The following is a 25,900-nucleotide window of genomic DNA, read 5'->3' on the forward strand; positions in this document are numbered from 1 at the left end:
CGGTGGACTTCTCGTTCTCCGCCGATCAGCTCGCGCTGCGCGACACGGTCCGCACCTTGCTCGCCGAGCAGTGCCAGGGCGAGGTCGTGCGGGCTGCGCTGCCGCCGCCATCGGGCGAGCGTCCTGGTCAGGGCATCGGGGTCGGCGCCCGCGCCGAGCCTGGGGCGATCGACCGCTTGTGGTCCGCGCTGGTCGACATGGGGGTGCTCGGTCTTGGCCAACCGGAGAGCGAAGGAGGCCTCGGGCTCACCGAGGTCGACTGGGTGCTGATCGCCGAAGAAGCCGGCTACGCCGCCGCACCGGTGCCGCTCGTCGAGGGGATCGTCGCCGCATCGTCCGCATTGTTGGACGCCGGCGAGGTGGCACGCGCCGATCGCCACCGGATCTCCGCCGCGGTCGTCGACATCGAGCCGGGCTCGGGCCTCGCGTTCGACCGCATGGCGCTCGGCGCAGCTGCCGAGCTGATCGGGCTCAACCGGCGGATGCTCGACCTGACCGTCGCGTACGTCAGCGACCGGCGGCAGTTCGGCGCGCCGATCGGCAGCTTCCAGGCGGTGAAGCACCACTTGGCCGACGCCCGGTTGCAGCTCGAGTTCGCGGCACCGGCGGTGTACGCGGCAGCGTGGTCGCTGGCCACCGGGTCGGCCGATCGCGAGCGCGACGTGTCGGTGGCCAAGTGCCTTGCGTCGGACGCCGCCCGTCTCACCGCCAAGCACGCCCTCCAGTGCCACGGCGCGATCGGTTACACGGTCGAGTACGACCTCCACCTGTACTTCAAGGGGGCGTTCGCACTGGCCGCCCGGTGGGGCGACGCCGCGTGGCACCGCGCACGGGTGGGTCGCGCGATCGGCGTGGAGTGACCCGAGTCGCACGTCGTGGCGAGACACATCACTAGCGGTGCGTCCGGCAAATGGCGGGGCGGTCCTGGCGGCCCCCGGCACCGCTGGGCGGCGTCCTCCTCCTCATCGCAGCTACGGCTGCGACTTCGTCGTGCGTCCTGGCCATCGGCACCGAATGACTCGCCATGACCATCTCCTCAATCACCCGACACACCACTAGCGGCTCAACGGCTTGTACTTGATGCGGTGCGGCTGGTCGGCCGCGGCGCCGAGCTCCTTGTGGCGCCAGCTCTCGTACTCGCTGAAGTTGCCTTCGAACCACCGCGCGACCGAATCGCCTTCGAACGCCAAGATGTGTGTGGCGACCCGGTCGAGGAACCAGCGGTCGTGGCTGATGATCACTGCGCAGCCGGCGTAGGCATCCAAGGCGTCCTCGAGCGCTCGGAGCGTGTCGACGTCGAGGTCGTTGGTGGGCTCGTCGAGCAGCAGCACGTTGCCACCGTCCTTGAGGACTTTGGCGAGATGCACACGGTTGCGTTCACCGCCGGAGAGCTTCCCGACCTCCTTTTGCTGGTCGGACCCCTTGAAGTTGAACGACGCGACATACGCCCGTCCGTGGATCTCCCGGCCGCCGACGACGAGGTCGTCGCGACCGCCGGTGATCTCCTCGTACACCGTCTTGGCCGGGTCGAGCGTGCGCTCCTGATCGACGTACGCCAGCTCCACCGTCGGCCCGATGCGCAACGTGCCGCTGTCGGGCTTCTCGCTGCCGGTCAACATGCGAAACAGGGTGGTCTTGCCGGCGCCGTTGGGGCCGATGACGCCGACGATGCCGGCCGGCGGCAGCGAGAACGACAGATCCTCGTACAGCAGCTTGTCGCCGTAGGCCTTGGTGACGTTGTCGGCTTCGATCACGAGGTCGCCGAGCCGCTGGCCGGACGGGATGACGATCTGCAGCTTGTCGGCCCTGCCGTCGGCCGCGCTGGCCTCGGCGAGCAGTTGCTCGTACGCGTTGAGGCGCGCCTTGCCCTTCGCTTGGCGGGCCTTGGGGCTCATCCGCACCCACTCGAGCTCGCGGGCCAGTGTGCGCCGGCGGACGGAATCGGTGCGCTCCTCCTGCTCGAGACGGGCTTCCTTTTGCTCCAGCCAACTCGAGTAGTTGCCTTCGAACGGGATCCCGCGGCCGCGGTCGAGCTCGAGGATCCAGCCGGCGACGTTGTCGAGGAAGTAGCGGTCGTGGGTGATCGCCACGACCGTGCCCGAGTAGTCGCGGAGGAAGCGCTCGAGCCACGCCACCGACTCGGCGTCGAGGTGGTTCGTCGGCTCGTCGAGCAGCAGCAGGTCGGGGTGTGACAGCAGCAGCCGGCACAGCGCCACCCGGCGCCGCTCGCCGCCCGACAGCACGGTGACGTCGGCGTCGCCCGGCGGCAGGCGCAGCGCGTCCATTGCGATCTCGATCTGGCGGTCGAGGTCGTTGGCGCCCTTGGCCGCGATCTCGGCCTCGAGCCGCGCCTGCTCTTCGCCGATCTTGTCGTAGTCGGCATCGGGGTCGGCGTACTTGGCGAGGCAGGCGTCGTACGCCTCGAGCAGCCCGGCGACGTCGGCGACGCCGTCGAGCACGTTGCCCTTCACGTCCTTGGCCGGGTCGAGCTGCGGTTCCTGTTCGAGCATCCCGACGGTGAAGCCGGGCGTGAGCCGAGCCTCGCCGGTGTAGTCGGTGTCGACCCCCGCCATGATCCGCAACAAGCTCGACTTGCCTGCGCCGTTCGGGCCGAGCACGCCGATCTTGGCACCGGGATAGAACGACAAGCTGATGTTCTCGAGCACTTGGCGGTCGGGCGGGTGGAACCGGCCGACCTTGTGCATGGTGAAGATGAACTGCGCGCCGGTGGGTGGCATCCCTCCATCGTGGCCCATCGCGGAGGGGGTCCCGGACGCCCCACGCCCGTCCCGGGGTTGGGGGGCGTCGTTAGGATCGAAGGGGTATGGCACCTGAGCAGCCCCCCGGATCCGCGCTCGGCCCGAACGCGTGGCTCGTCGACGACATGTACGAGCAGTACCTGGCGGATCCGAGTTCGGTGAGCGACAGCTGGCGTGAGTTCTTCGCCGACTACCAGCGCGACATCGACAAGGCCCCCGCCGCGTCGATCACCGCGGCGACGGCAACCCCCACCGCTGGTGGCGGGTCACCGACCCCGAGCGTCTCGGCACCCACCTCGAACGGCGCGGTGGCCACCACCGCGGCGGCTGCGGTGCCGGCCCCGCAAGGCGCGGTCGTGGAGCCCGAAGCGGCCACCGCGGCCGGTCCGCCGGACGCGGAGGAACCGGGCACGCCGCTCAAGGGGGCCGCGGCGCTGATCGCGGCGAACATGGCCAAGAGCCTCGACGTTCCCACCGCCACCAGCTTCCGTGAGATCCCCGCGAAGCTGCTCGAGGTCAACCGGGCGGTCATCAACGGGTACCTCGGTCGCAAAGGTGCAGGGAAGATCAGCTTCACGCACCTGATCGGCTACGCAGTGGTGCGGGCCATCGCCGATGCGGTGCCGGCGATGAACTCGTCGTTCGTCGACGGTGCCGACGGGCCACGTCTGGTGCGTCACGCGCACGTGAACCTCGGCCTGGCGGTCGATGTGGAGCGCAAAGGCGGCCGCACGTTGCTGGTGCCGGTGATCCGCGACGCGGACACGCTCGACTTCCGGACGTTCTGGGCGGCGTACGACGACCTCATCCGCAAAGTGCGCAACAACAAGCTCACCGCCGACGACATGGTCGGTGCCACCATCACCCTCACGAACCCCGGCACGATCGGCACGGTGCAATCGGTGCCGCGCTTGATGCCGGGCCAAGGCGTGATCGTCGGGGTCGGAACGCTCGACTACCCCGCAGAGTTCTCCGCTGCCGACCGCGAACGCCTGGCCGATCTCGGCGTGTCGAAGGTCATGACGGTCAGCTCCACGTATGACCACCGGATCATCCAAGGAGCCGAGTCCGGCCTGTTCCTGCAGCGTGTCCACGAGCTGCTGCTCGGCGAGGACGATTTCTACGTCGACGTCTTCCGCTCGCTTGGCGTGCCGTACGAGGCGGTTCGCTGGCAGCGCGACACCAACCCGGCCGACGGCGAGACGGCGCGGCTCGACAAGCAGCTCAAGGTCACCACCCTCATCAACATGTACCGGGTGCGGGGCCACCTGATCGCCGACCTCGACCCGTTGGCCGCCAAAGAGCCGCACATGCACGCGGAGCTCGACCCCGCGGCGTACGGGCTGACCATCTGGGACAACGACCGCGAGTTCCTCACCCGCGGTCTGGCCGGCAACGAGCGCATGAAGCTCGGCGACCTGCAACACGTGCTGCGCGACGCGTATTGCCGCACGATCGGCATCGAGTACATGCACATCCAGGACCCGGCCGAGAAGCGCTGGATCCAAGAACAGGTCGAGGGCGTGGCGTTCACCCCGTCGCCCGACGAGCAGCGCCACATCCTGAGCCGTCTCAACGCCGCAGAAGCGTTCGAGATGTTCCTCCAGAAGCGCTACGTGGGCCAGAAGCGCTTCGGCCTCGAAGGTGCCGAGTCGGCCATCCCGATCCTCGACGCGGTGCTCGAACAAGCTGCGGCCGACCACCTCGACAGCGCCGTGCTGGGCATGTCGCATCGCGGCCGGCTCAACGTGCTGGCCAACATCGTCGGAAAGTCCTACGACCAGATCTTCAAGGAGTTCGAGGGCTTCATCGACCCGCAGTCCACCCAAGGCTCGGGCGACGTGAAGTACCACCTCGGCCAGACCGGCAAGTTCGTCAGCCGGCTGGGTGACCAGATCCCCATCGAGCTGGCCGCCAACCCGTCGCACCTCGAAGCCGTCGACCCGGTGGTGGTGGGGATGGTGCGCGCCCGCCAGGACCAGATCAACGAGCCCGACGCGTTCAGCGTGTTGCCGGTGCTGTTGCACGGCGACGCGGCCTTTGCCGGCCAAGGCGTGGTGGCTGAGACGCTCAACTTCTCCACCATCAAGGGCTACCGGGTGGGCGGCACCATCCACCTCATCATCAACAACCAGTTGGGGTTCACCACGCCGCCCGATGCCGCACGCTCGTCGGAGTACTGCACCGACATCGCGAAGATGGTGCAGTCGCCGATCTTCCACGTGAACGGCGACGACCCCGAAGCATGCGTGCGGGTGGCGCGCTTGGCCTACGCGTACCGCCAGAAGTTCCACCAAGACGTCGTCATCGACATGGTGTGCTACCGCCGCCACGGCCACAACGAGGGCGACGACCCGAGCTACACCCAACCGCTGATGTACAAGCGCATCGACGCCAAGCGCTCGGTCCGCAAGCTGTACACCGAGACGCTGGTCAAGCGCGGCGACATCACGCTCGACGAAGCCGAGCAGGCCCTCGACGACTTCCAGTCGCGGTTGCAGTCGAGCCTCGAGCAGACGCGTGAGTCGAAGCCGGCCGAGGAGGTCCAGGCGCTCGCGCCGCCGCCACCGCTCGGGGTGCTGCCCCACGCCGACACGGCCGTCGATCGTGCCACGCTCGATCAGATCTACTCGGTGCTGTCGGGCCCACCTGCCGGCTTCACCGTGCACCCCAAGCTCGCCCGGCAGTTCGCCACCCGCGACCAGATGTACGAAAGCGGCGAAGTCGACTGGGCGCTCGCCGAGGCGCTGGCGTTCGGCTCGCTGCTGCTCGAGGGAACCGACCTCCGCATCGCCGGCCAGGACACCCGCCGCGGCACGTTCTCGCAGCGCCACGCGGTGCTGGTCGACTACGAGACGGGCGCGGAGTGGGCGCCGTTGGCCCACCTCGACGGGCGCCAGGCGAAGTTCTGGATCTATGACTCGCTGCTGTCGGAATACGCCGCGCTCGGCTTCGAGTACGGCTACTCCGTCACCAACAAGGACGCCTTGGTGTGTTGGGAAGCGCAGTTCGGCGACTTCGTGAACGGCGCGTCGATCATCATCGACCAGTTCATCGTGGCGGCCGAAGACAAGTGGGGGCAGACCTCCGGGCTGGTCATGTTGTTGCCCCATGGCTACGAAGGACAGGGTCCCGAGCACTCGTCGGCGCGGATCGAGCGGTTCCTCACTCTGTCGGCAGAGGACGACATCCAAGTGGCGAACGCCTCGACGTCCGCGCAGTACTTCCACCTCCTCCGGCGCCAGATGCACCGCGACATCCGCAAGCCGCTCGTGGTGTTCACCCCCAAGTCGTTGCTGCGGGCGAAGTCGGCGCGGTCGCCGATCAGCGCGCTGACCGATGGCACGTTCGAGGAAGTCCTCGACGACGCGACGATCGAACCCGACACCGTCACCCGGGTCGTGCTGTGCTCGGGGAAAGTCGCGCACGAGGCCATCGCGCACCGCGACGAGCACCAGGCCCCCGCAGCAGTGGTGCGGGTGGAGCAGCTGTACCCGTGGCCCGAGGCGCAGCTGATCGACATCCTCACGCGCTACCCGAACGCGCAAGAAGTGGTGTGGCTGCAAGAGGAGCCGGAGAACATGGGTCCCTGGATGTTCGTGCACCAGATGCTGCACAAGATCCTGCGCGACGACTACCGCCTCCGCCACGTCAGCCGACCGGGCTCGGGCTCGCCCGCCACCGGCTCGCACGGGATCCACGTGCAGGAGCAGAACCTGATCCTCGCCAGCGCTTTCGCCGACCTCTGACCCGTCCCGTCCGGCCAGACCCGTTCTGGGCTGACCAGACCCGTTCTGGGCTGAGAATTACGCGTTGGGACGCGTAGAAAGCAGCCCAGAACGGATGGGGGGGGCCGGGTCTGGGGAGGCTGTCACAGGGCGGCGGTTCACTGGAGGCCATGGACGAGACCGGGACGCGGCTGCGGGAGTTGGCCGCGACACAGCACGGGGTCGTGTCGGTGGTGCAGGCGCAGGCCCTCGGTGCCACGCGCGACTGGTTGCGCCATCAGCGTGCCGCCGGGAGTTGGGAGGCATGGGGCCACCGGGTGCTGCACCTCGTCGGGGCCCCGGTGGACGATGCCGCTATGGCGCTCACCAACCTGTTCGACGCCGGCGTCGGCTCCGTGCTGTCGCACCGCGCCGCGCTGGGTCATTGGGGTCTACCGGGCTTCCGACTCGTCCCCACCCACTGCTGCGTGCTGCGGAGCGGACCGCCGCGGACGGGGCGTGGCGCCATCGCCCACCGAGTCCGCTCGTTGCCGGCCGATGACGTCACCGTGTTGGAGGGGATCCCGGTCGTGCGCCCGGGTCTGGCGCTGTTGCAGATCAGCGCCGAGGAACACCCGGGCAGGGTCGAACGAGCGCTCGACAACGCTTGGAGCATGCGCCTCGTCAGTTTCGACACGCTGCAAGGAGTGTTGGCGCGCAACGCGCGGCGGGGCCGCACCGGCGTCACGCTCCTGCGAGACCTGGTCGAGGCCCGTGGTCCCGACTACGTCCCGCCTGCGAGCGGTCTCGAGGCGCGGTTCGCGTCGATCCTCCAAGCCGCCGGTCTTCCGTCGATGCGCCGCCAAGTTGACACGGGTGACGAGCAGTCATGGATAGGCCGGGTCGACTTTGCCGCCGGCGATCTGCCCCTCGTGGTCGAGGTGAACTCTCAGCGGTTCCACGACGCGCACCTCGATCGTCTGCTCGACGAGCGACGTCACGCTCGCCTTCGTGCGAGCGGTCGCACGGTCCTGGTGTTCACCGATCACGACGTCTGGCATCGCCCCACGCATGTGGTCGCCGAAGTCCGACGCGTGCGCGCCATGCTCCGTGCCGCCCGTCGCCCCGCGAGTTGACCGCCCACCCGCCCCAATCGCGGTTCTGGGCTGAAAATGACGTGTTGGGACGCGTAGAAACCAGCCCAGAACGGTGAGGTTCGGTCAGCGCAGGGTCAGGCCGGTGGCGGTCTCGAGGTCGGCGAGCGCCTGGTCGGGGGACACGACCTTGATGGTGGTCATGCCCATGGCGGCCGCCGGCTTCAAGTTGACGCCGAGGTCGTCGAGGAACACCGCTTCTTTCGCTTCGACTTCGAGCTGCTCGCATGCCATCTCGTAAAATCGCGGGTCGGGCTTTCGGACGCCCACCTGGCTGGACTCGACCACCACGTCGAACAGAGCCAGGACCTCGCCGACCGCGTCGTTGCGCGGGCCGCCGCCGAAGCCGCCCATCCCGACGAAGTTGTTGGTGAGCAGCCCCGTCTTGAACTCGGTGCGGCATGCACGGACGGCGTCGATCATCTCCGGGACGATGTCGCCCGCCAACAGCGCCAGCACGTCGCGACCGGAGACCTCGTGGCCGAGCGCGGTGGACTCGGAGCGGAAGCGCGCGTCGAATGCATCCATGTCGACCTCGCCGCGTTCCAAGCGCGACCACGCATTGTCGTGCGGGTTGGTGGCGTTGACCCTCCGCAAGAAGTCGGCGGGGAGACCGTGCTCGCGCTCGTAGCGATTGAAGGCCACGAACGGACTGGTCGACAGCACCCCACCGAAGTCGAAGAGCACGGCTCGCAATGTCGGCATCGCTGCATCGTAGGATCTCCCCGACTTCCCGCTGACGGCGATGCGGCGACATCCTCCGATCGCGCGTCGCGGGCTGCTTGACTGAGGAGCCACATGGCGTTGCAACACGTCGTCGTCGACGGATCGAACATCGCGACCGAAGGTCGCAACCTGCCCAGCCTCGCCCAACTCGACGAGGCGGTGCAGGCGTTCCTCGCTGAGCAGCCGGTCGAGAAGCTCACGGTCGTGGTCGATGCCACGTTCGGGCATCGCATCCCCGAGTCCGAGCGCGCCGAGTACGACGAGGCCATCGTGAACGGTGAGCTCGTGTGCCCGCCCGCGGGTGCCATCGGCCGGGGCGACGCGTTCGTGCTCCAGATCGCCGACAAGGCCGGCGCCACCGTGCTGTCGAACGACTCCTTCCAGGAGTTCCACGGCGACTACGCCTGGCTGTTCGACGAAGGTCGGCTCATCGGCGGCAAGCCGGTGCCCGAAGTCGGGTGGGTGTTCGTGGCCCGCACGCCGGTCCGCGGTCCAGTCAGTCGCAAGGCCACGAAGAACGTGCGGGGCCCCCGCCGACCGCGACGCAGTTCGACCAAGGCGGCGCTACAACAACCCGCTCCCAAGAGCCCGCCGGTTCCCACAGGCAAGCCACCCAAGGTGGGCGACGTCGGGTTGCAACCCGATGCCGGCGGTCGGTCCGACGCCAACGGGCGGTCGGGCGCCTCGAAACGTGCGAGGTCGTCCGACGCGTCGACCCCGTCCGACGCGTCGACCCCGTCCGACCCGTCGACCCCGTCGAACACGCCCGGTGCCTCGGAACCGTCCGACGGGTCGCCGTCGCGGGGTCGGCGTGGCCGGCGCGGCCGCGCCACCGTCGAGCCCACCAACGAGTTGCTCCCGTTCATCGACTTCGCGGGCGCCCATCCGGTGGGTAGCGAGGTCGAGGCCGAAGTTGAGCGCTTCAGCTCGCATGGCGCCTACTTGCGGACTGGCGGCCTGCTCGCCTACGCACCGTTGCGGCTGATGGGTGAGACGCCGCCCCGCAGCCCACGCGAGAAGTTCGATCTCGGGTCGACGTACACGCTCACGGTCGTGTCGTTCGACTCGTCGCGCCGCGGGGTCGATCTGGCCCTGCCCGAGTTCGCCAGCGACGCGATAGCCGCCGCTGCAGCTTCTGCCACCGCCGAGGACGACGCCGAGTCGTCCGACGCACCGGCAGACGGGCTTGACGCCTCGGGGGCGTCGGCCGCGCACACCCCTGCACCATCCGACGAGGCAGAGGAGACACCGACCATGGCGACCCCGCGCAAGTCCGCGGCCAACAAGTCGGCGGCCAAGAAGACCACCGCCAAGAAGGCCACGGCCAAGAAGACGACGGCCAAGAAGACGACGGCCCGCAAGGCGCCCGCCAAGAAGACCACCGCCAAGAAGGCTGTCGCGAAGAAGGCGACGGCCCGCAAGGCGCCCGCCAAGAAGACGACGGCCCGCAAGGCGCCCGCGAAGAAGACCACCGCCAAGAAGGCTGTCGCGAAGAAGATGACCGCCAACAAGACGACCGCCAAGAAGACGACGGCGCGCAAGACGGCGGCCAAGAAGACCACCGCCAAGCGCGCACCCGCCAAGAAGGCGACCGCGAGGCGCACCTCGCGCTAGCCGCCCTCGGTCTCAGTCCGGCGTCGCTCGTTCGAGGAGACGCCGGACCCAGCGCTCCAGGGTCTCGGTGGGGAGGGCGCCGGGGATCGTCAGGGAACCGACCACCCACGTCGGCGTCCCCGCGACACCGGCATCTCGTGCCGCGGCCATGGACGCCGCCAACACCGTGTCACCGATGTCGGCGACACGGTCGCGCACTTCGTCGGCAGGCGCGCCGCTGGCGGACACCAGGCTGTCGATGACCTCGCTGTCGTCGAGCGGGTCACCGGTGGCGAACTGCGCGGCGAACAACGCCGTGTCGAGCGCGTCGAAGGCCTCGGGCCACTCTGTCCGCACCACTTCCGCCGTCGCCAGCGCGCGATGCGTGTTCGGCATTCGGGTTGGTCGGCGGAAGGGCAGCCCAGCCTCGTCGCACTCGGCTTCGATGCGGTCGAACGTGGGGCCGAGCCGTCCATCGGACCGCACCGTGCGCCCGGCCGGGCCGATCTCCGGGTGGAGCTCGAAGGGCAGCGCCGTCACCGCCAGTCCCAACTCGCGGAGCTTCGCCGTGCGGACCTGCCCCACGTAGCACCAAGGGCACAAGTAGTCGCTCCACAGCAGTGCATCCATCGCCTCGCACCGTACCGGCCGCCGCGGCACATCGGCCTCGGTAACGTGCCATGGATGCGGATCGCGACCTGGAACGTCAACTCGCTCAAAGCGCGCTTGCCTCGGGTCGAGGAGTGGTTGGGCGAGGTCGAGCCCGACATCTTGTGCATGCAGGAGACCAAGCTCGACGACGCCGCCTTCCCGGCGATGACCTTCCAGTCGATGGGCTACGAGGCCGTCCACCACGGCGAGGGGCGGTGGAACGGTGTGGCCATCTTGAGCCGGGTCGGCATCGACGACGTGGTCGACGGCTTCGGTGATGACGATCCGCCCGACGGCGAGGCCCGCCTTGTGTGGGCCACGTGCGGGGGCGTGCGAGTGGGCTCGGCGTACATCCCCAACGGCCGCGAGGTGGGACACGACCACTACCGGTACAAGTTGGCGTGGCTGGCTCGTCTCCGCACCGTCCTCGATCGCCAGGCTGGGGGCGACGGCGCGGATCTGGTCGTGTGCGGTGACTTCAACGTGGCGCCGGCGGACGAGGACGTGTGGAACGTCGCGGCCTTCGAAGGCGCCACGCACGTGAGCGATGCGGAGCGCGCCGCGCTCGCGGAACTGGAGTCCTGGGGCCTGCATGATGTGTTCCGGGAGCGCCAGCCGCAGCCCGGCCTCTTTTCGTGGTGGGACTACCGGGCCGGCAGCTTCCACAAGCGCCAGGGGATGCGGATCGACCTCGTCTTGGCCTCTGGGCCACTCGCGTCGCGGGCCGCGTATGCGGTGGTGGATCGCAACGCACGCAAGGGAAAGGGCCCCTCTGACCACGCGCCCGTGATCGTCGACTTCCGCGCGCCCGTCGACGGTCGGTAACAATCGCGCGATGGAAGACGAGATCTCGGCCGCTGCCGGGCTGCGGGGACGGATCCTCGCCGCGTCGGCCGACGAAGCCACCGAACCCCGCCGAGTTGCCCTCCACGCGCTCGCGTCCCGCGCCCGCGAGCTCATCGAACGGCTGGTGGCCACCACCGCGCCCCGCGAGGTGCTCGAGGCGGCAACGGTCGATCTGGCAGCGACCACCGAGCGCTTCGAGGGTTACGAACCGGTGACATTGATCGGGTTCGCCGAAGTGGCGACGGCAGGCAACGAGCCCGGGGCCGTGTTCGATCACAGCCCGATGATCGGCAAGGCCAACCCGTTGTCTCCGCCGATGACCTTGCGGATCGACGACGACCGGGTGGTCGGCAGGGTCACGTTCGGCTCGGCCTATGAAGGCCCGCCCGGTTGCGTGCACGGCGGCTATGTCGCAGCCATGTTCGACGAGCTGCTCGGCGGCGCCCAGTCGCTGTCGGGTCACGCGGGGATGACCGGCACGTTGACGATCCGCTACCTGCGTCCGACGCCGCTGCACACCGAGTTGCAGCTCGAGGCGACCGTCGACCGAGTCGAGGGACGGAAGATCTTCTGCAAGGGGACTTGCCACGTAGACGGTGAGAAGGTGAGCGAGGCCGAGGGGATCTTCATCTCCCTGACCGCCGACAAGTTCGTCGCCATGCGCGGCGAGCGCGACGCGCGCTTCTCGTCGATCCCGCCGCCCAGCGACTGAGCCGGAACGGAGACTGGTGCCCGCATGCTCTCCTCGCTCGACGAACACCAGCTCCTCGTCCTCTGGGTCCAACTCGCCGCGCTGGTCACCTTGGCGCGGGTGCTCGGCGGGTTGCTGCGGCGGATCGGCCAGCCCGCCGTGGTCGGGGAGCTGTCCGCGGGCCTGCTGCTCGGGCCGTCGGTGTTCGGCAAAGTGTGGCCGAGCGGCTTCCACTGGTTCTTGCCCCGCGATGACATGCAGGGATCCGCGCTCGTGGCGCTCGGGTGGGTCGGCGCTGCGTTGCTGCTGGTGGTCACCGGCTTCGAGACCGACCTCGGCCTGATCCGGCGCTTCGGTCGGGCGGCGGCGCTGGTGGCCGCGGGCAGCCTGGTCCTGCCGTTCGCGTGCGGGATCGCCGTCGGATGGATCCTGCCCGCCACGTTCATGGCCGACCACCACAGCCGCACGGTGTTCGCGCTGTTCATGGCCACCGCGCTCAGCATCTCGTCGCTGCCGGTGATCGCCAAGATCCTGAGCGAGCTGCAGCTGATGCGCCGCAACTTCGGTCAGATCAACCTCGCGGCCGGCATGGCGAACGACACGGTCGGATGGATCCTGCTCGGCCTGATCTCGGGCTTGGCTTCGTCGGGACACGTCTCGCTCGGCAGGGTCGCCTTCGCGATCGTGGGCATGGCGGGGTTCTTGCTGCTGGCATTGACGGTCGGCCAGCGGCTCGTCGACGCCGCGCTGCGGCGCATCCGGTCGGTGCACGGCGACGACGAACAGGGCTCTGGCAGCTCGCTGGGTCTGGCGATCGTGGTGATGCTCGCGTGTGGCGCGGCCGCGCAGGCGCTGGGGCTCGAAGCCGTGCTCGGCGCCTTCATCGCCGGCATCGTGCTCGGCCGCTCCCGCTTTCAGCGCGAGGAGGTCCACGGTCGGATCGAAGCGATGACGTCCGCGTTCTTCGCGCCGGTGTTCTTCGCCACCGCCGGGCTGCGCGTCGACTTGGGTCTGCTGAAGGACTCGACGGTGCTGTGGTGGAGCCTCGGCATCCTCGTGGTGGCCACGCTGAGCAAGTTTCTCGGGTCGTTCATCGGGGCGGAGCTGGCGAAGCTCAGCCGTCGCGAAGCTGTGGCGTTGGGCGCCGGCCTCAATGCGCGGGGCGCGATGGAGATCGTCATCGCGACGGTCGGTCTCGGGCTCGGCGTGCTCAACCAGGCCGCGTTCACCGCGATCGTGTTGATGGCGATGGTGACGTCGATGCTCGCGCCGCCGACGTTGCGGCTCGCCGTGCGGAACTGGCGCGGCAGCGACGAGGAGCAGGCACGCCTCGACCGGGAAGCGACCCTGGGCCGCAACATCGTGGTCAAGGACCGCCGCATGCTGTTGCCGAGCAGGGGACAGGTGAACTCGATCGTGGCGGCGCAGATCCTCAACTTCGCCTGGCCGATCGAGACGCCGGTGACCGTGCTGTCCGTCGCCGACAACGGGGTGGAGCCGGACATCGAGGCGGTGTTGAACGTGGTGGCCGACCGGGCGCACGAGGTGCAGCAGACCTCGGGTCCCGACTCGGTCGGAGCCATCCTGGCGGAGGCGAAGCTCGGCTACGGCGTCATTGGACTGGGGGTCAACGAACGGCCGACGCCGGGCAAGCTGCTCTCGTCGGTCGCCGACGAGCTCGTGCTCCGCGCGGCCCTGCCGCTGGTCATCGTCCGTCGCGCCAGGAACCTCGAGACCTCGCTGCCGGCTGCGTTCACGCGGGCGATCGTCCCGGTGTCGGGCTCCCGTGCGTCGCGCGCCGCGCAGGAAGTCGCCTTCCACCTGTCGAGCCAGCTCGGCACGGAGATCGTGTTGACGCACGTCATCGACCGTGAGCAGACGTCCGACGAGGCCACTGCGGCGACTTCGGCGGGGTACCGGTGGGTCGGACGTCGGGAGGGCGCCGGGGTGCTGTCACGCGACGACGCGCGGGTGAAGGCGGGCGAACGCCTCCTCGAGCGGGCCACCGACTTCGCCGCAGGATTCGAGGTGCATCCGCGCGCGACGTTGCGTTCGGGCACGTCGGCGTCCGATGAGCTGCTGGCCGCCGCGGAGCAGCACGAGTGCGACTTGTTGATCGTGGGTGCCACGGCTCGCGAGCTCGGTGACCGTCCCTACCTCGGTCACCTCGTCGAGGACCTGCTCGCCCGCGCCGACACCACGGTCGTGATCGTCACCGACGCCCCGCCATCGAACGCGACCTAGTGGTGCGTCTGGCAGTTGGCGGGGTGGTACTGGCGGCCCTCGGCACCGCTGGACGGCGTCCACCTCCTCACTGACCCGACACACCGCTCGACGGCCTGTGCCGGGTGGGGTTGTGGTTGTCGTGGCGGCCGATTTCCCACCCAGTTGGGCGATGGGAGTCACTTGCCGTTGACGAACGCCTCCACGACCGGGGCTTCTAGCTCGAAGTGCTCGCGCAGGCCGGACACGATCGCCCGCTCGACTTGGCCGCGTGCCAGCAACACGCGGACGTTGAGCTCGCCCCTGACGGTGCGGATGGTCTGGTCGCCGTCGGCGGTGAACGAGTAGCTACCGTGGCACGAGAAGCGGTCGCGGTAATGGTCGGGTCGCAGCACGAACGACACCTGGTGTGCCGGGAGGTCGTGGTCGGCGACCTCGACCCACGACAACTTGGCGGGATCGATCACGGCTTTCACCGCGGCGGACAAGTCGCCGGTGAAGCGCATCCGCACCTCGAGGTGCACGTCGGTGCCGTCGGTCTCGTGGCGCAGCACCTCCGGTGATCCCACTTTGGGCAAGTCGGCCATGCGGGCGTACAGCTCGGGGTCGGCAAAGGCCGCGGCCACCTGGTCGAGCGGCGCGCGGTAAGCCTGCACGACCTCGAAGTTCACGGCTCGCCCTTGGCCGCCCGGAGCACGGCGAGGAGCGTACTTCCGTAGCGCGACACGAGCAGGGGGCCGAGGCCGTCGACCAGCGCGAGATCGTCGGCGGTCGTGGGCGCTCGTTGCGCGAGCTCGTGGAGGACTTTGTCGGGGAGGACCACGGCCGCAGGGACGGCGCCCCGCCGGGCTTCCTGGCTCCGCCATTGCCAGAGCGCGTCGAATGCACGCCGCACCTGTGGTGGGTCGTCGAGGCGCAACTGCGACGGCTGCTGGTCGGCGGCGTCGCCGAGCGCGCGTCGCGACGCGTGGATCGCGGCGCGGGCGCGCCGTGGGTCAGCGGTGCGCGTAGGCGCCGGCCCGCCGTCCGACGACGGCCTGCGGAGCAGGTGCAGCCATGGCGACGGTTGGCGGCTCACCTCGCGCTCGCCGAACGTGCGGGCGGCGGCCCAGGTCGCGTGGACGGCCTCGCCGGCCCGGGTGACCGCCACGTACAACAGCCGACGTTCCTCGGCCACCGCCTCGTCGTCGCGTGCGTGGGTGATCGGCACCAGGCCCGCCTCGATGCCGGCGAGGTGGACCACTGACCACTCGAGACCTTTGGCGGCGTGGAAGGTGGCGAGCTCCACGGCGTCGCCGCCGTCGCGGGCTTCGCCTCGCACGGTGGCCGCCAGCCATTGGGGGAACGCGTGCGCCGGTGCGACCGGGTCGAGGGCGGCGAACTCGTGACCGAGTCGGACCAGTTCGTCGAGGCCGGCAACGCGATCAGTGTGGCGCTCGGTCGCCACCTCGGTCGCCATCTCGGGCAACTGCTCCTTCGAGGCGCTCAGCGCGCTCTCGAGGTCGGCCAACCAGATCGAGAACAAGGAGTTGGCCTGACGGGCGGCCTGCAACGCATCGCGCACCTCGGGCCGGTCGATGAACGCCCGCCCGCCGCGCACCCGGTAGGGGATGTTGGCTTGGCGGAAGGCCGTCTCGAGCACCGGCAGTTGCGCGTTGGTGCGCACGAGCACCGCTTGCGACGACCATCGTCGGCCCGGGCCGTGGTGGTCGCGGGCGCGGCGCGCCACCGCGGCAGCCTCGTCGACGTCGGTCGGGTGGGCCTCGACGTCGGGGTCGGGCCCGTCGGGGCGGTGCGCAGTCAGCGGCGGGCGGTCGACGCCGGCTGCCCGGCCGAGCACCCGCGCCGCCACTTGGAGGATCTGGGGGCTCGAGCGGTAGTTCGACCCGAGTACCACCACCTCGGCCGAAGGGAAGTAGCTGGCGAACCGCAGGAGGTAGTCGGCGTCGGCGCCGTTCCAGCGGTAGATGGCCTGGGCCGGATCGCCGACCACACACAAGTCGGGCGAGTCGCCCAGCCACGCTTGCAGAAGCTGGAACTGCAACGGGTTCACGTCCTGGAACTCGTCGACGAACAGGTGGCGGAACCGCCAGCGCTGGGCATCCCGGAACGACGGGTCGCGGCGCATCGCGGCGAGGCAGTGGATCAGCAGGTCGTCGAAGTCGACCAGGCCCTTGGCGCGCTTGTCGTCCTCATAGCGCTGGTACAGGCGTGCGACGACCGACAAGCCGACCGACGACCGTCGACCGGCGGCATGGGCCGCTTCCTCGTAGCCGGCGGGTGACACCAACCGGACCTTCGCCCACTCGATCTCGGCAGCGAGCTCGGCCGGCGTGAGGGCACCACCCCGCCGCACGAGGCGGCCGAGCACGGGGACCTTGCGATCGAGCAACGTCGGTGGCCGGCGGTCTCCTCCCGCCCAGTGGCTGCGAAGTTGGGCGTACGCCGCGGCGTGGAACGTGCCCGCCGTCGGGTGGTCTCGCAGGCCGAGTCGATCGAGTCGGTCCGTCAGCTCGCCCGCGGCCTTGCGGGTGAACGTGAGGGCGAGGATCCGTCGGGGGTCGGCGTCGTCGGTCTGCACCCGGTGGGCGATCCGCCGGGTCAGCACCCGGGTCTTGCCCGAGCCGGCACCGGCGACGATGCACAACGGCTGGGCGGTGGAGGTGACGGCCAAGCGCTGCTCGTCGTCGAGCCCGGCGAGCAGTCCGTCGTCCATCGGTCCACGGTACGCTCCCGCGATGGCCTTCCCGCGAAGACTGTTGAACCAGGGCGAGGAGGTTGTCCTCGACCTCAATCCGCACTGGATCGCCCTTGCACCGTCGGGCCTCGCGCTCGTCGCGACGATCGTGCTCGGCATCGTGGTCTGGGCTGGCTGGAACCCAGATCCGGGGAGCCTCGGCGGCAAGATCGTGTACGTGCTGGTGGCGTTGCTGATCCTCGCGGCGCTTGTGTACTTCCTCGCCCGGCTCGCGGTGTGGCGCACCACGCACTTCGTGGTCACCAGCACTCGGCTGATCGCGGGGCACGGCGTGTTGTCCAAGACCCGCAAGGAGATCCCCCTCGACCGGGTCAACGACGTGTCGTTCCACCAGGGCCTGCTCGAGCGGCTCGTGGGCGCCGGCGACCTCACCGTCGAGTCGGCCGGCGAGCGCGGGCAGTCGACTTTCCAGGACGTGAACCATCCCGACCACGTCCAAGCCCAGATCTACGCGCAGATGGAAGCCCGCGAGCAGCGTCGATTCGCGCCCCAGACTGCTCCGCCACAGCTGGCTGACGCTGCTCCGCCGGTCACCGCGCCCGCGCCACCCGTCGCTGTGGCCGGCGGGCCAGGCGGGACCGGGCAAGGTTCGATCGCCGACCAGATCGCCGAGCTGCACGACCTCATGACCCGAGGCGTGATCTCCGAAGCCGAGTTCGAGGCCAAGAAAGCACAACTCCTCGACCGCATGTGACCCCCCGCCAAGAGTCGGCTCGGCTCTCTCGCTGGATCGGCCACGACGTGCGCCTCCAGCGGGTGCGATGCAGCTTTGGCTACTAAGTCGCCAATTGTGCACGAATCGCAAAGATTTGGCGGCGGTCGCGGTGACCCCCGCGCGGGACCACCCGCGCCGGGGCCGGGCTACGAGGTGGGGGACACGAGGTGGGCCCCGCGGGACGCGCGGACGGGGGTCGTCCAGGGGACGGCGCCGCGTTCGGTGATCGCCACGACGCAGCCGCCGAAGCCGGCACCGGTGAGGCGGGCGCCGAAGACGCCCGGGGTCTCGCGCAACGCCTCGACGAGATGGTCGAGGGTGCGGGTCGACACCTCGAAGTCGTCGCGCAGGCTCTCGTGGCTGGCCCACAGCTGTTGGCCGGCGGTGACGTAGTCGCCGGCACGCAACGCAGCGGCGAAGTCTCGCACCCGTCGGTTCTCGGTGATGACGTGGCGGGCGCGGCGCCGGAGCAGGTCGTCGCCGAGGCGGTCGACGTCGGCGAGGTCGGCGTCGCGCAGCGGGCCGATCTCCGACGCGGCGGCCTCGCACTGCGCGCGACGGTCGTCGTAGGCCGAACCCATGAGCTGCCGCTCTTCGCCGGAGTCCAAGATGATGACGTCGACGTCGTCGGGGATGGCGACGGGCTCGACGGCCAACGAGCGGAAGTCGAGCAGCAGCGCGTGGTCCTCCACGCCGGCGGCGACCGCGAGTTGGTCGAGGATCCCGCAGCGGATCCCGGCCCGCTGTTCAGCCTGCTGGCACTGTCGGGCGAGGGCGACCGGGTCGGACCCGTCGGCGCCGAGCGCCAGCGCCAGCGCGACGACGAGCGCGGCGCTTGACGACAATCCACCGCCGACCGGGAGCGTGGTGGTGACGTGGCCGTCGAAGCCATGGGTCGGCGTCAGCTCGACGACCACACCGCCCACGTAGCGCGCCCAGCCGGCGAGGGAGGTGGGGTCCTCCAAGTCGAGGGGGATCTCCACCGGGGCTTCCTCGATGGCCGACCGCAACACGACCGACGTCCCGTCGCCGCGCTGCCCGTACACGGTGGTGCCGAGGTCGATCGCCATGGGCATCGCGAGCCCGTCGGTGTAGTCGGTGTGCTCGCCGATCAGGTTGACCCGGCCGGGCGCATGGGCTTCGACGAACGTCACGGCGACACCCTTCCACAACTTTTGACCGCTCGGTCAAGCACGGCGAGGATGGGCGGATGGCATACGCCCAGGGGGACGGGGTCGAGCTGTACTACGAGGTCGCAGGGCCTGATGACGGCGTTCCCTTGCTGCTCGTCAACGGTCTCGGGTCGCAGATGGTGACGTGGCCGCCCGACCTGGTCGATGCGTTCACCGACCGTGGGTTCCGGGTCATCTCGTTCGACAACCGCGACGTCGGCCGGTCCACCTGGTTGCGAGAGCACGACGGCAAGGTCATGCCGATGATCGCCGACGCCTTCCGCGGCAAGCCGGTCGACGCGCCGTACCGCTTGGCCGACTTGGCGTGCGATGCCGTGGCGGTGCTCGACGCGGTCGGTGTCGACCAGGCGCACCTGTTCGGCACGTCGATGGGCGGCATGATCGTGCAGCAGATGGCCATCGACCATCCCGAACGCGTCGCGTCGCTCACCTCGGCCATCTCCACCACCGGCGACCCCGATGTCGGCCAGCCGCACGACGGCATGGTCAAGGTGCTGTACGAACGGGCGCCAGAGGAGCGCGAGGCCAACATCGCGCACCAGGTCGAGGTCAGCCGCCAGATCGGCAGCCCGTCCGACTTCGACGAGGCCTGGGCGCGCCGCAAGGCCGAGCTCCAGTTCGACCGCGGTCTCAACCCCGAAGGCGTCGGTCGCCAACTCCTCGCGGTGGGCGTGTCGCCGTCGCGCACCGAGGCCCTGGGCCGCGTCGCGGTGCCCGCCCTCGTGATCCACGGCGATGTCGACCCGCTCGTCGACGTGAGCGGTGGTCGCCGCACGGCGGAGGCCATCCCCGGCGCGGAGCTGCTCGAGGTCAACGGCATGGGCCACGACCTCCCGCCCTCGCAATGGGCGCCGATCATCGACGCCGTCACCCGTCTCGCGGCCCGGGTCGCCGACCCGAGCTGAACTGTCACCTCGAAAGGAACCACGCTCGTGACTGGACCCCTCTCCGGCATCAAGGTCCTCGAGTTCCAGGGCATCGGCCCGGGCCCGTTCGCCGCCATGATCCTGAGCGACTTCGGGGCCGATGTCGTGCGCATCGATCGGTCGAAGAACGTGATCGGCGGCGACCCCGAGGCCCCTCCAGCCGACGTGCTGAGCCGCGGCCGGCGCTCGATCGGCATCGACTTGAAGTCGCCCGACGGTGTCGAGGCCGTGCTGTCGCTGGTCGAGCAAGCCGACGTGGTGGTGGAAGGTTTCCGGCCCGGCGTCATGGAGCGCCTCGGGCTCGGGCCTGATGTGTGCCTGGGGCGGAACCCGCGGTTGGTCTACGGCCGCATGACCGGGTGGGGCCAGGAAGGGCCCTACGCGCCGGCGGCGGGGCACGACATCAACTACATCGCGCTCGCCGGCGCCCTCGAGCCGATCGGCCGCAAGGGTCAGCCGCCCCTCCCGCCGCTCAACCTGGTCGGCGACTTCGGTGGTGGCGGCATGCTGCTCGCCCTCGGGGTGTGCGCGGCGCTGACGGAGCGGGCCACCTCGGGCGAGGGCCAAGTGGTCGACGCGGCCATGGTCGACGGCGCCGCGCTGCTGATGACCTTCATCCACGCCATGACCGCCATGGGCGTGTGGGGGCCCGAGCGAGGCACCAACATGCTCGACACCGGCGCCCACTTCTACGACGTGTACGAGACCGCCGATGGCAAGTACGTGTCGATCGGGTCGATCGAGCCGCAGTTCTACGCCGAGCTGCTGAAGCTCACGGGTCTCGAGGGCCAAGACGACCTGCCGTACCAGCACGACCGTGCCCAGTGGCCGGCCATGAAGGAGCGACTCGCCGCGATCTTCAAGGCGAAGACCCGCGACGAGTGGTGCGAGATCATGGAGCACACCGACGTGTGCTTCGCCCCGGTGCTCACGCCCGCCGAGGCGCCCCAGCACCCCCACAACGTCCAGCGCGGCACGTTCCAGGAAGTGGCCGGCATCGTGCAGCCGTCGCCCGCGCCGCGCTTCAGCCGCACGCCCGGCGGGATCGCCGGCCCGCCTGCCCACGCGGGTCAGCACACCCACGAGGTGCTCGTCGAGTGGGGGTTCGACCCGAACCGCATCGCCAAGCTGCGCGAGATCGGGGCGATCGCCTGACGCCCATGGGTACCGTCCTTTGCTTTCACGCGCATCCTGACGACGAGGTCATGACCACTGCCTGCCTCCTGGCGAAGGCCAACGAGGCAGGCCACCGCACCGTGTTGGTGGTGGCCACGCGCGGTGAGCACGGCGACGTGGTCACCGGTGTGCTCGCCGAAGGCGAACAGCTGTCGTTGCGTCGCACGGCCGAGTCGTACGCGTCGGCGGAAGTGTTGGGCATCGATCGTGTCGAGTTCCTCGGCTACATCGACTCCGACATGATGGGCCGTCCCCCCAACGACGATCCGTGGAGCTTCTGGCGCACCGACATCGACCACGCGGCAGGCCGGCTGGCGGCGATCCTGGCCGAGGAGCAGCCCGATGTCTTCACGTCGTATGACCACCACGGCAACTACGGCCACCCCGACCACATCCAAGTGCACCGAGTCGGCCACCGCGCCGCGGAGCTCGCCGGTCTCCCCGTGGTGTGGGAGGCGACGATCAACCGTGACCACTTCAAGCGCCTGATGGACGCCCGTGCGGAACTGCTGGACGAGGTCGACGCCGCTTCGCTCGAGGAGCAGCTCCGCGACGACGACGGTGGACCGCCACCGCTCGACGAGCTGGGCCTCTCAGAGGACGAGGTCACCCACCGGGTCGACGGCGCCGACGTCTGGCAACGCAAGCGTGCGGCCATGCTCGTGTACCGCAGCCAGATCTCCGACTCGCACTTCACGTTGGCCATGCCCGAGGACGCGTTCGCGCTGGGGTTCGGCACGGAGTGGTTCCGCGCCCAGCGCCCCGGCGGCGGCCCGGCCGACGAGTCGTCGACCTCGACCGGCCTGGCCGCGGAGCTGTTCACACCCTTGCGGTGACGCTGCCGCCGCCGCTGGTCAGGCTGCTCGGTCAGCAGGCAGGATGGGGCGCGTGACCGTGATCAAGATCAACGCCATCACCGTCCCTGCCGACTCGGGCGAGGAGCTGGCCCACCGGTTCGCCAAACGGGCGGGCGCCGTCGACGGCCAAGACGGCTTCGAGGGCTTCGAGTTGCTGCAACCCACCGATGACCGCAACGTCTGGTTGGTGGTCACGCGCTGGCGCGACGAGGCCGCGTTCCAGGCATGGCTCGAGTCGCCGTCGTTCGGTCACGGCCACCGCTCCGCCCAGGAGCGCGCGGGTGGCGACGCGCCGCCGCCGGTCTCGACCCACAGCGAGCTCTGGAGCTACCAGGTAGCGCTCACCGACGAGGGCTGAGTCGTTCTCCTCGATCTGCACCGGGCCTGGGCCTGGGTGGTGGTCATCGGCAACGGCACCGCCGGGGCGTGGGCACTGGCAGCGAACTGGTTGCCGTGGCTGCGGACCAAAGTGCTGTGGTGGTACACGATCGCCGCGGAGCTGGCGATCTTCGTGCAGGTGGGTCTCGGTGTCGGGCTCATCAGCGCGCAACATCGCCATGCCCCCCAGTTCCACCTCTTCTACGGATTCGTCGCGCTCGTCGGCGTCGCCATCATCTACAGCTACCGTGCCCAGGTGTGGCGGTACCGCTACTTGCTGTACGGCCTCGGGGGTCTGTTCCTGATGGGTTTGGGCATCCGGGCCATGTTCCTCGCCACACCCGGAACCCGCTGACCTGCCAGCTATCGGAGGCGCCCTGATGCCCGACGAACCCGCCACCGCTCCCGACGGTCCGCCGCGCCCACCCGGTGGTCGTGCGGACTTGGCCGGGAACCAGGTCGCGCGCATCGGTTTCGGCGCCATGCAGCTGCCCGGCCCGGGCGTGTGGGGCCCGCCGAACGACCGCGACGCGGCGCTGGCGGTGCTGCGTCGCGCCGTCGAGCTCGGCGTCGACCACATCGACACGTCGCAGTACTACGGCCGTGGGGTGTCCAACGAGCTGATCCACGCCGCGCTGCACCCGTATCCGGAGGGGCTCGTACTGGTGAGCAAAGTCGGTGGCGACCGCGATGACAACGGCGGTTGGATCCCGGCCCAACGACCCGACCAGCTGCGCGCCGGGGTCGAGGCCAACTTGGCGACGCTCGCGGTCGACCAGGTCGACGTGGTCAACCTCCGCTTGATCGAGCCGGGTTTCGGCGCCAACCCCGACCCCGACCAGGCCGTCGACCTCGACAGTCAGCTCGCCGAGATGGTGGCGCTGCGCGACGAGGGCAAGATCGGCGCGATCGGGGTGAGCAACGTGACGATCGACGACCTGCGCCGTGCGTTGCCCGCCGGCATCGCGTGCGTGCAGAACGCGTACAGCCTGCTCGACCGTGCGGGCGAGCCGATGCTCGACTTGTGCCGCGCGCACGATGTCGCGTGGGTCCCGTTCTTCCCGCTCGGCTCCGCGTTCCCCGGCATGCCGAAGGTGAGCGAGCATCCGGCGGTGGTAGCGGCGGCCGCCCGCCTCGACGCCACACCTGCCCAGGTCGGCCTCGCGTGGCTGTTGCACCACGACGCCCACACGTTGTTGATCCCCGGCACGTCGAGCGTCGACCACCTGGAACAGAACGTCGCCACCGGCAACGTCGTGCTCGATGCCGGGACCGTGGCGGAGCTCGATGGCCTGGCGGGAGCAGACGCCGGCTGACGGCGACGGCCGTCGGTGGTCAGCCCGGGTCTGGTTACAGGTGCACCACCGGGCAGGTGAGCGTGCGGGTGATCCCGTCGATCATCTGCACCCGGCTCACCACCATCCGACCGAGCTCGTCGACGGTCTCGGCCTCGGCGCGGGCGATCACGTCGTAGGGACCGGTCACGTCCTCCGAGCTCACCACTCCGTCGATGCCGCCGACCTCGGAGGCCACCTGCGCGGCCCGCCCGACCTCGGTCTGGATGAGGATGTACGCACTCACCGCCATCGTGTGCCTCCTCGGCGTGGCCTGCGGCGGACACGTGCAGCGTAGTTGCCACCTCTCTCGGCTGCCCTGCGGTGAGCACCGTTCACACGCCGCCACGAGTGCAAGTCGAACGTGCGGGCCATGCCCCCATCGGCGGCGATGGTCTCGCCGGTCACGAACCTGGCCGCGTCGGAGGGTCGTTGGTGAGGCTCGACGCCATGGCCGCGAGGTCGTCGCGTGACCGTGCCGTCCGCGCCACGCGGGCGCCGGCGCGGTCGAGTGCCTGCGGCCGTGGCCGCGCCGATGCCCGCGACGCGCCGGTCACCAGCGAGGTGCGGTCTTCGGGCACGAGCCCGGGAAGGCGCTCAGTTGGCGAGGCGCTTCTCCAACTCGAGGAGCTCGTCGGCCAGCGGCTGCGGCAGCCGCTCGCCCAGGAACGTGAAGTGGTCCTCGATGAGCGGCACTTCCTGACGCCACAGCTCGGGGTCGACCTCGACCAGTTTGGCGACGGTCGCTTCGTCGACCTCGAGGCCGGTCAGGTCGAGCGACCCGGCGGCGGGCACCCGGCCGATCGGCGTGTCTACCGCTTCGGCGTCACCGTCGATGCGGCGCAGCACCCAGTCGATCACCCGGCTGTTCTCGCCGAAGCCGGGCCACAGGAACGAGCCGTCCTCGCCCTTGCGGAACCAGTTCACCCAGAACAGGCGGGGCAGCTTGGCTTCGTTGCCGGTCTCGCCGATCTCGAGCCAGTGGTTCATGTAGTCACCGGCGTTGTAGCCGATGAACGGCCGCATCGCGAACGGGTCGAAGCGCACCTCGCCGATCGTGCCGGCGGCGGCCGCGGTCTTCTCGGAGCTCATGATCGAGCCGAGGAACGTGCCGTGCTGCCAGTTGAACGACTCGGTGACGAGCGGGACGTTGGTGGCCCGCCGACCGCCGAACAGGATGGCCGAGATCGGCACGCCGGCGGGGTCTTCCCACTCGGGGGCGACCACGGGGCACTGGGCGGCCGGGGCGGTGAAGCGTGCGTTGGGGTGCGCGGCCGGCGCGTCGCTCGCCGGCGTCCATTCGTTGCCCTTCCAGTCGACCAAGTGGGCCGGTGGCTCGTCGGTGAGGCCTTCCCACCACACGTCGTTGTCGTCGGTGTGCGCGACGTTGGTGAAGATGCAGTTCTCGTCGAGGGTGCGCAGCGCGTTGAGGTTCGTCTTCTCGCTGGTGCCCGGTGCCACGCCGAAGAACCCGGCTTCGGGGTTGATGGCGTAGAGGCGCCCGTCGGCGCCGAACTTCATCCAGGCGATGTCGTCGCCGATGGTCTCGACCTTCCACCCAGGCAAGGTGGGGATCATCATCGCCATGTTGGTCTTGCCGCAGGCCGACGGGAACGCCGCCGCCACGTACTGGGGCTCCTTGCCGGGCCGGGTGACCTTCACGATGAGCATGTGCTCGGCCATCCAGCCGTCGTCGCGGGCCATGGTCGACGCGATGCGCAGCGCGAAGCACTTCTTGCCGAGCAGCGCGTTGCCGCCGTAGCCCGAGCCATACGACCAGATCGCGCGCTCCTCCGGAAAGTGCACGATGTACTTCTCGTTCTTGTTGCACGGCCAAGGCACGTCCTTCTGTCCTGGCGCGAGCGGCGCGCCCACCGAGTGCAGGCACGGCACGAATGCGCCATCCGTCCCGAGCACGTCGTACACGGCGCGTCCCATGCGCGTCATCGTGCGCATGCTGACGGCGACGTAGGCCGAGTCCGAGAGCTCCACGCCGATATGCGCGATGTTCGAGCCGAGCGGCCCCATCGAGAAGGGGACCACGTACATCGTGCGGCCGCGCATCGACCCATCGAACAGCTTCGTCAGCTTGCGCTTCATCTCCGCTGGCGCGATCCAGTTGTTGGTCGGCCCTGCGTCTTGCTTGCTCACGCTGCAGATGAACGTGCGATCCTCCACGCGCGCCACGTCGCTCGGATCCGAACGCGCCAGGA

22 protein-coding genes are annotated in these 25,900 nt (G+C 69.6%); 14 read left to right on the forward strand and 8 right to left on the reverse strand.

Going from position 1 to position 25,900, the window contains the following annotated elements; translation table 11 throughout:
- Positions 1-2 precede the first annotated feature (2 nt).
- The gene (locus VHA73_11075) at positions 3-860 is read left to right on the forward strand and encodes an acyl-CoA dehydrogenase family protein (GenBank protein HVX18563.1); all 858 of its coding nucleotides are present in this window, start codon (positions 3-5) and stop codon (positions 858-860) included.
- A gap of 195 nt (positions 861-1,055) precedes the next feature.
- Here the strand turns inward: VHA73_11075 and ettA are convergent, their stop codons facing one another.
- The gene (gene ettA, locus VHA73_11080) at positions 1,056-2,738 is read right to left on the reverse strand and encodes an energy-dependent translational throttle protein EttA (protein HVX18564.1); all 1,683 of its coding nucleotides are present in this window, start codon (positions 2,736-2,738) and stop codon (positions 1,056-1,058) included.
- Positions 2,739-2,824: 86 nt separating this feature from the next.
- Here ettA and VHA73_11085 point away from each other — a divergent pair, with 86 nt between their 5' ends.
- The gene (locus VHA73_11085; GenBank protein ID HVX18565.1) at positions 2,825-6,508 is read left to right on the forward strand and encodes a multifunctional oxoglutarate decarboxylase/oxoglutarate dehydrogenase thiamine pyrophosphate-binding subunit/dihydrolipoyllysine-residue succinyltransferase subunit; all 3,684 of its coding nucleotides are present in this window, start codon (positions 2,825-2,827) and stop codon (positions 6,506-6,508) included.
- Positions 6,509-6,657: 149 nt separating this feature from the next.
- Positions 6,658-7,602, forward strand: coding sequence for a DUF559 domain-containing protein (locus VHA73_11090; protein ID HVX18566.1), 945 nt, complete (start codon positions 6,658-6,660; stop codon positions 7,600-7,602).
- Between the two features lie 84 nt (positions 7,603-7,686).
- Here VHA73_11090 and VHA73_11095 read toward each other — a convergent pair whose 3' ends face one another.
- Positions 7,687-8,325 (reverse strand): HAD-IA family hydrolase, encoded by a 639-nt coding sequence (locus tag VHA73_11095; GenBank protein HVX18567.1) that lies wholly within the window; start codon positions 8,323-8,325, stop codon positions 7,687-7,689.
- Positions 8,326-8,418: 93 nt separating this feature from the next.
- Here VHA73_11095 and VHA73_11100 point away from each other — a divergent pair, with 93 nt between their 5' ends.
- Positions 8,419-9,960, forward strand: a complete 1,542-nt coding sequence (locus VHA73_11100; protein ID HVX18568.1) for a histone H1-like repetitive region-containing protein — start codon at positions 8,419-8,421, stop codon at positions 9,958-9,960.
- 12 nt (positions 9,961-9,972) lie between these two features.
- Here the strand turns inward: VHA73_11100 and VHA73_11105 are convergent, their stop codons facing one another.
- Positions 9,973-10,569, reverse strand: a complete 597-nt coding sequence (locus VHA73_11105; protein ID HVX18569.1) for a DsbA family protein — start codon at positions 10,567-10,569, stop codon at positions 9,973-9,975.
- 54 nt (positions 10,570-10,623) lie between these two features.
- Between VHA73_11105 and VHA73_11110 the strand changes: the two genes are divergently transcribed.
- Genes VHA73_11110 through VHA73_11120 form a run of 3 tightly spaced genes read left to right on the forward strand, consistent with a single transcriptional unit; the run spans position 10,624 to position 14,371 of the window.
- Positions 10,624-11,415 carry an exodeoxyribonuclease III gene (locus VHA73_11110; GenBank protein ID HVX18570.1) on the forward strand — a complete coding sequence of 264 codons (792 nt, stop codon included), beginning with the start codon at positions 10,624-10,626 and terminating at the stop codon, positions 11,413-11,415.
- A gap of 10 nt (positions 11,416-11,425) precedes the next feature.
- Positions 11,426-12,148 carry a PaaI family thioesterase gene (locus VHA73_11115; protein HVX18571.1) on the forward strand — a complete coding sequence of 241 codons (723 nt, stop codon included), beginning with the start codon at positions 11,426-11,428 and terminating at the stop codon, positions 12,146-12,148.
- A 24-nt stretch (positions 12,149-12,172) separates the two neighbouring features.
- A complete protein-coding gene (locus VHA73_11120; protein HVX18572.1) occupies positions 12,173-14,371 on the forward strand; it encodes a cation:proton antiporter in 2,199 nt (732 codons plus the stop codon).
- Between the two features lie 158 nt (positions 14,372-14,529).
- Here VHA73_11120 and VHA73_11125 read toward each other — a convergent pair whose 3' ends face one another.
- Both VHA73_11125 and VHA73_11130 read right to left on the reverse strand, forming a co-directional pair.
- On the reverse strand, positions 14,530-15,021 hold the full coding sequence (locus VHA73_11125; GenBank protein HVX18573.1) for a DUF2505 family protein: 492 nt from the start codon (positions 15,019-15,021) through the stop codon (positions 14,530-14,532).
- Entirely contained in the window at positions 15,018-17,066 is a 2,049-nt protein-coding gene (locus VHA73_11130) for an ATP-dependent DNA helicase UvrD2 (GenBank protein ID HVX18574.1), read from the reverse strand. Before VHA73_11130 ends, VHA73_11125 begins: the two co-directional genes overlap by 4 nt.
- Positions 17,067-17,088: 22 nt before the next feature.
- On the opposite strand from VHA73_11130, the gene VHA73_11135 reads away from it, so the two are divergent.
- Positions 17,089-17,802: a PH domain-containing protein gene (locus VHA73_11135; protein HVX18575.1), complete on the forward strand. Its 714-nt coding sequence runs from the start codon at positions 17,089-17,091 to the stop codon at positions 17,800-17,802.
- A 167-nt stretch (positions 17,803-17,969) separates the two neighbouring features.
- Here VHA73_11135 and galK read toward each other — a convergent pair whose 3' ends face one another.
- Positions 17,970-18,977, reverse strand: coding sequence for a galactokinase (gene galK / locus VHA73_11140; GenBank protein HVX18576.1), 1,008 nt, complete (start codon positions 18,975-18,977; stop codon positions 17,970-17,972).
- A 56-nt stretch (positions 18,978-19,033) separates the two neighbouring features.
- Between galK and VHA73_11145 the strand changes: the two genes are divergently transcribed.
- Genes VHA73_11145 through VHA73_11170 form a run of 6 tightly spaced genes read left to right on the forward strand, consistent with a single transcriptional unit; the run spans position 19,034 to position 23,669 of the window.
- Positions 19,034-19,921, forward strand: a complete 888-nt coding sequence (locus VHA73_11145) for an alpha/beta hydrolase (protein ID HVX18577.1) — start codon at positions 19,034-19,036, stop codon at positions 19,919-19,921.
- A 27-nt stretch (positions 19,922-19,948) separates the two neighbouring features.
- Positions 19,949-21,097 (forward strand): CaiB/BaiF CoA-transferase family protein, encoded by a 1,149-nt coding sequence (locus VHA73_11150; protein HVX18578.1) that lies wholly within the window; start codon positions 19,949-19,951, stop codon positions 21,095-21,097.
- 5 nt (positions 21,098-21,102) lie between these two features.
- Positions 21,103-21,954, forward strand: coding sequence for a PIG-L family deacetylase (locus VHA73_11155; GenBank protein ID HVX18579.1), 852 nt, complete (start codon positions 21,103-21,105; stop codon positions 21,952-21,954).
- Between the two features lie 52 nt (positions 21,955-22,006).
- Positions 22,007-22,333 carry an antibiotic biosynthesis monooxygenase gene (locus VHA73_11160; protein HVX18580.1) on the forward strand — a complete coding sequence of 109 codons (327 nt, stop codon included), beginning with the start codon at positions 22,007-22,009 and terminating at the stop codon, positions 22,331-22,333.
- A gap of 36 nt (positions 22,334-22,369) precedes the next feature.
- On the forward strand, positions 22,370-22,708 hold the full coding sequence (locus VHA73_11165; protein ID HVX18581.1) for a hypothetical protein: 339 nt from the start codon (positions 22,370-22,372) through the stop codon (positions 22,706-22,708).
- A 25-nt stretch (positions 22,709-22,733) separates the two neighbouring features.
- On the forward strand, positions 22,734-23,669 hold the full coding sequence (locus tag VHA73_11170; GenBank protein HVX18582.1) for an oxidoreductase: 936 nt from the start codon (positions 22,734-22,736) through the stop codon (positions 23,667-23,669).
- Between the two features lie 34 nt (positions 23,670-23,703).
- On the opposite strand, the gene VHA73_11175 is transcribed toward VHA73_11170, so the two are convergent.
- Together VHA73_11175 and VHA73_11180 are read right to left on the reverse strand one after the other, a co-directional pair.
- Positions 23,704-23,940: an Lrp/AsnC ligand binding domain-containing protein gene (locus tag VHA73_11175; protein HVX18583.1), complete on the reverse strand. Its 237-nt coding sequence runs from the start codon at positions 23,938-23,940 to the stop codon at positions 23,704-23,706.
- A gap of 344 nt (positions 23,941-24,284) precedes the next feature.
- A partial coding sequence (locus tag VHA73_11180) for a phosphoenolpyruvate carboxykinase (GTP) (protein ID HVX18584.1) occupies positions 24,285-25,900 on the reverse strand: 1,616 nt, incomplete at its 5' end.

This window comes from Acidimicrobiales bacterium, assembly GCA_035547835.1.
Classification (GTDB): domain Bacteria; phylum Actinomycetota; class Acidimicrobiia; order Acidimicrobiales; family Iamiaceae; genus DASZTW01.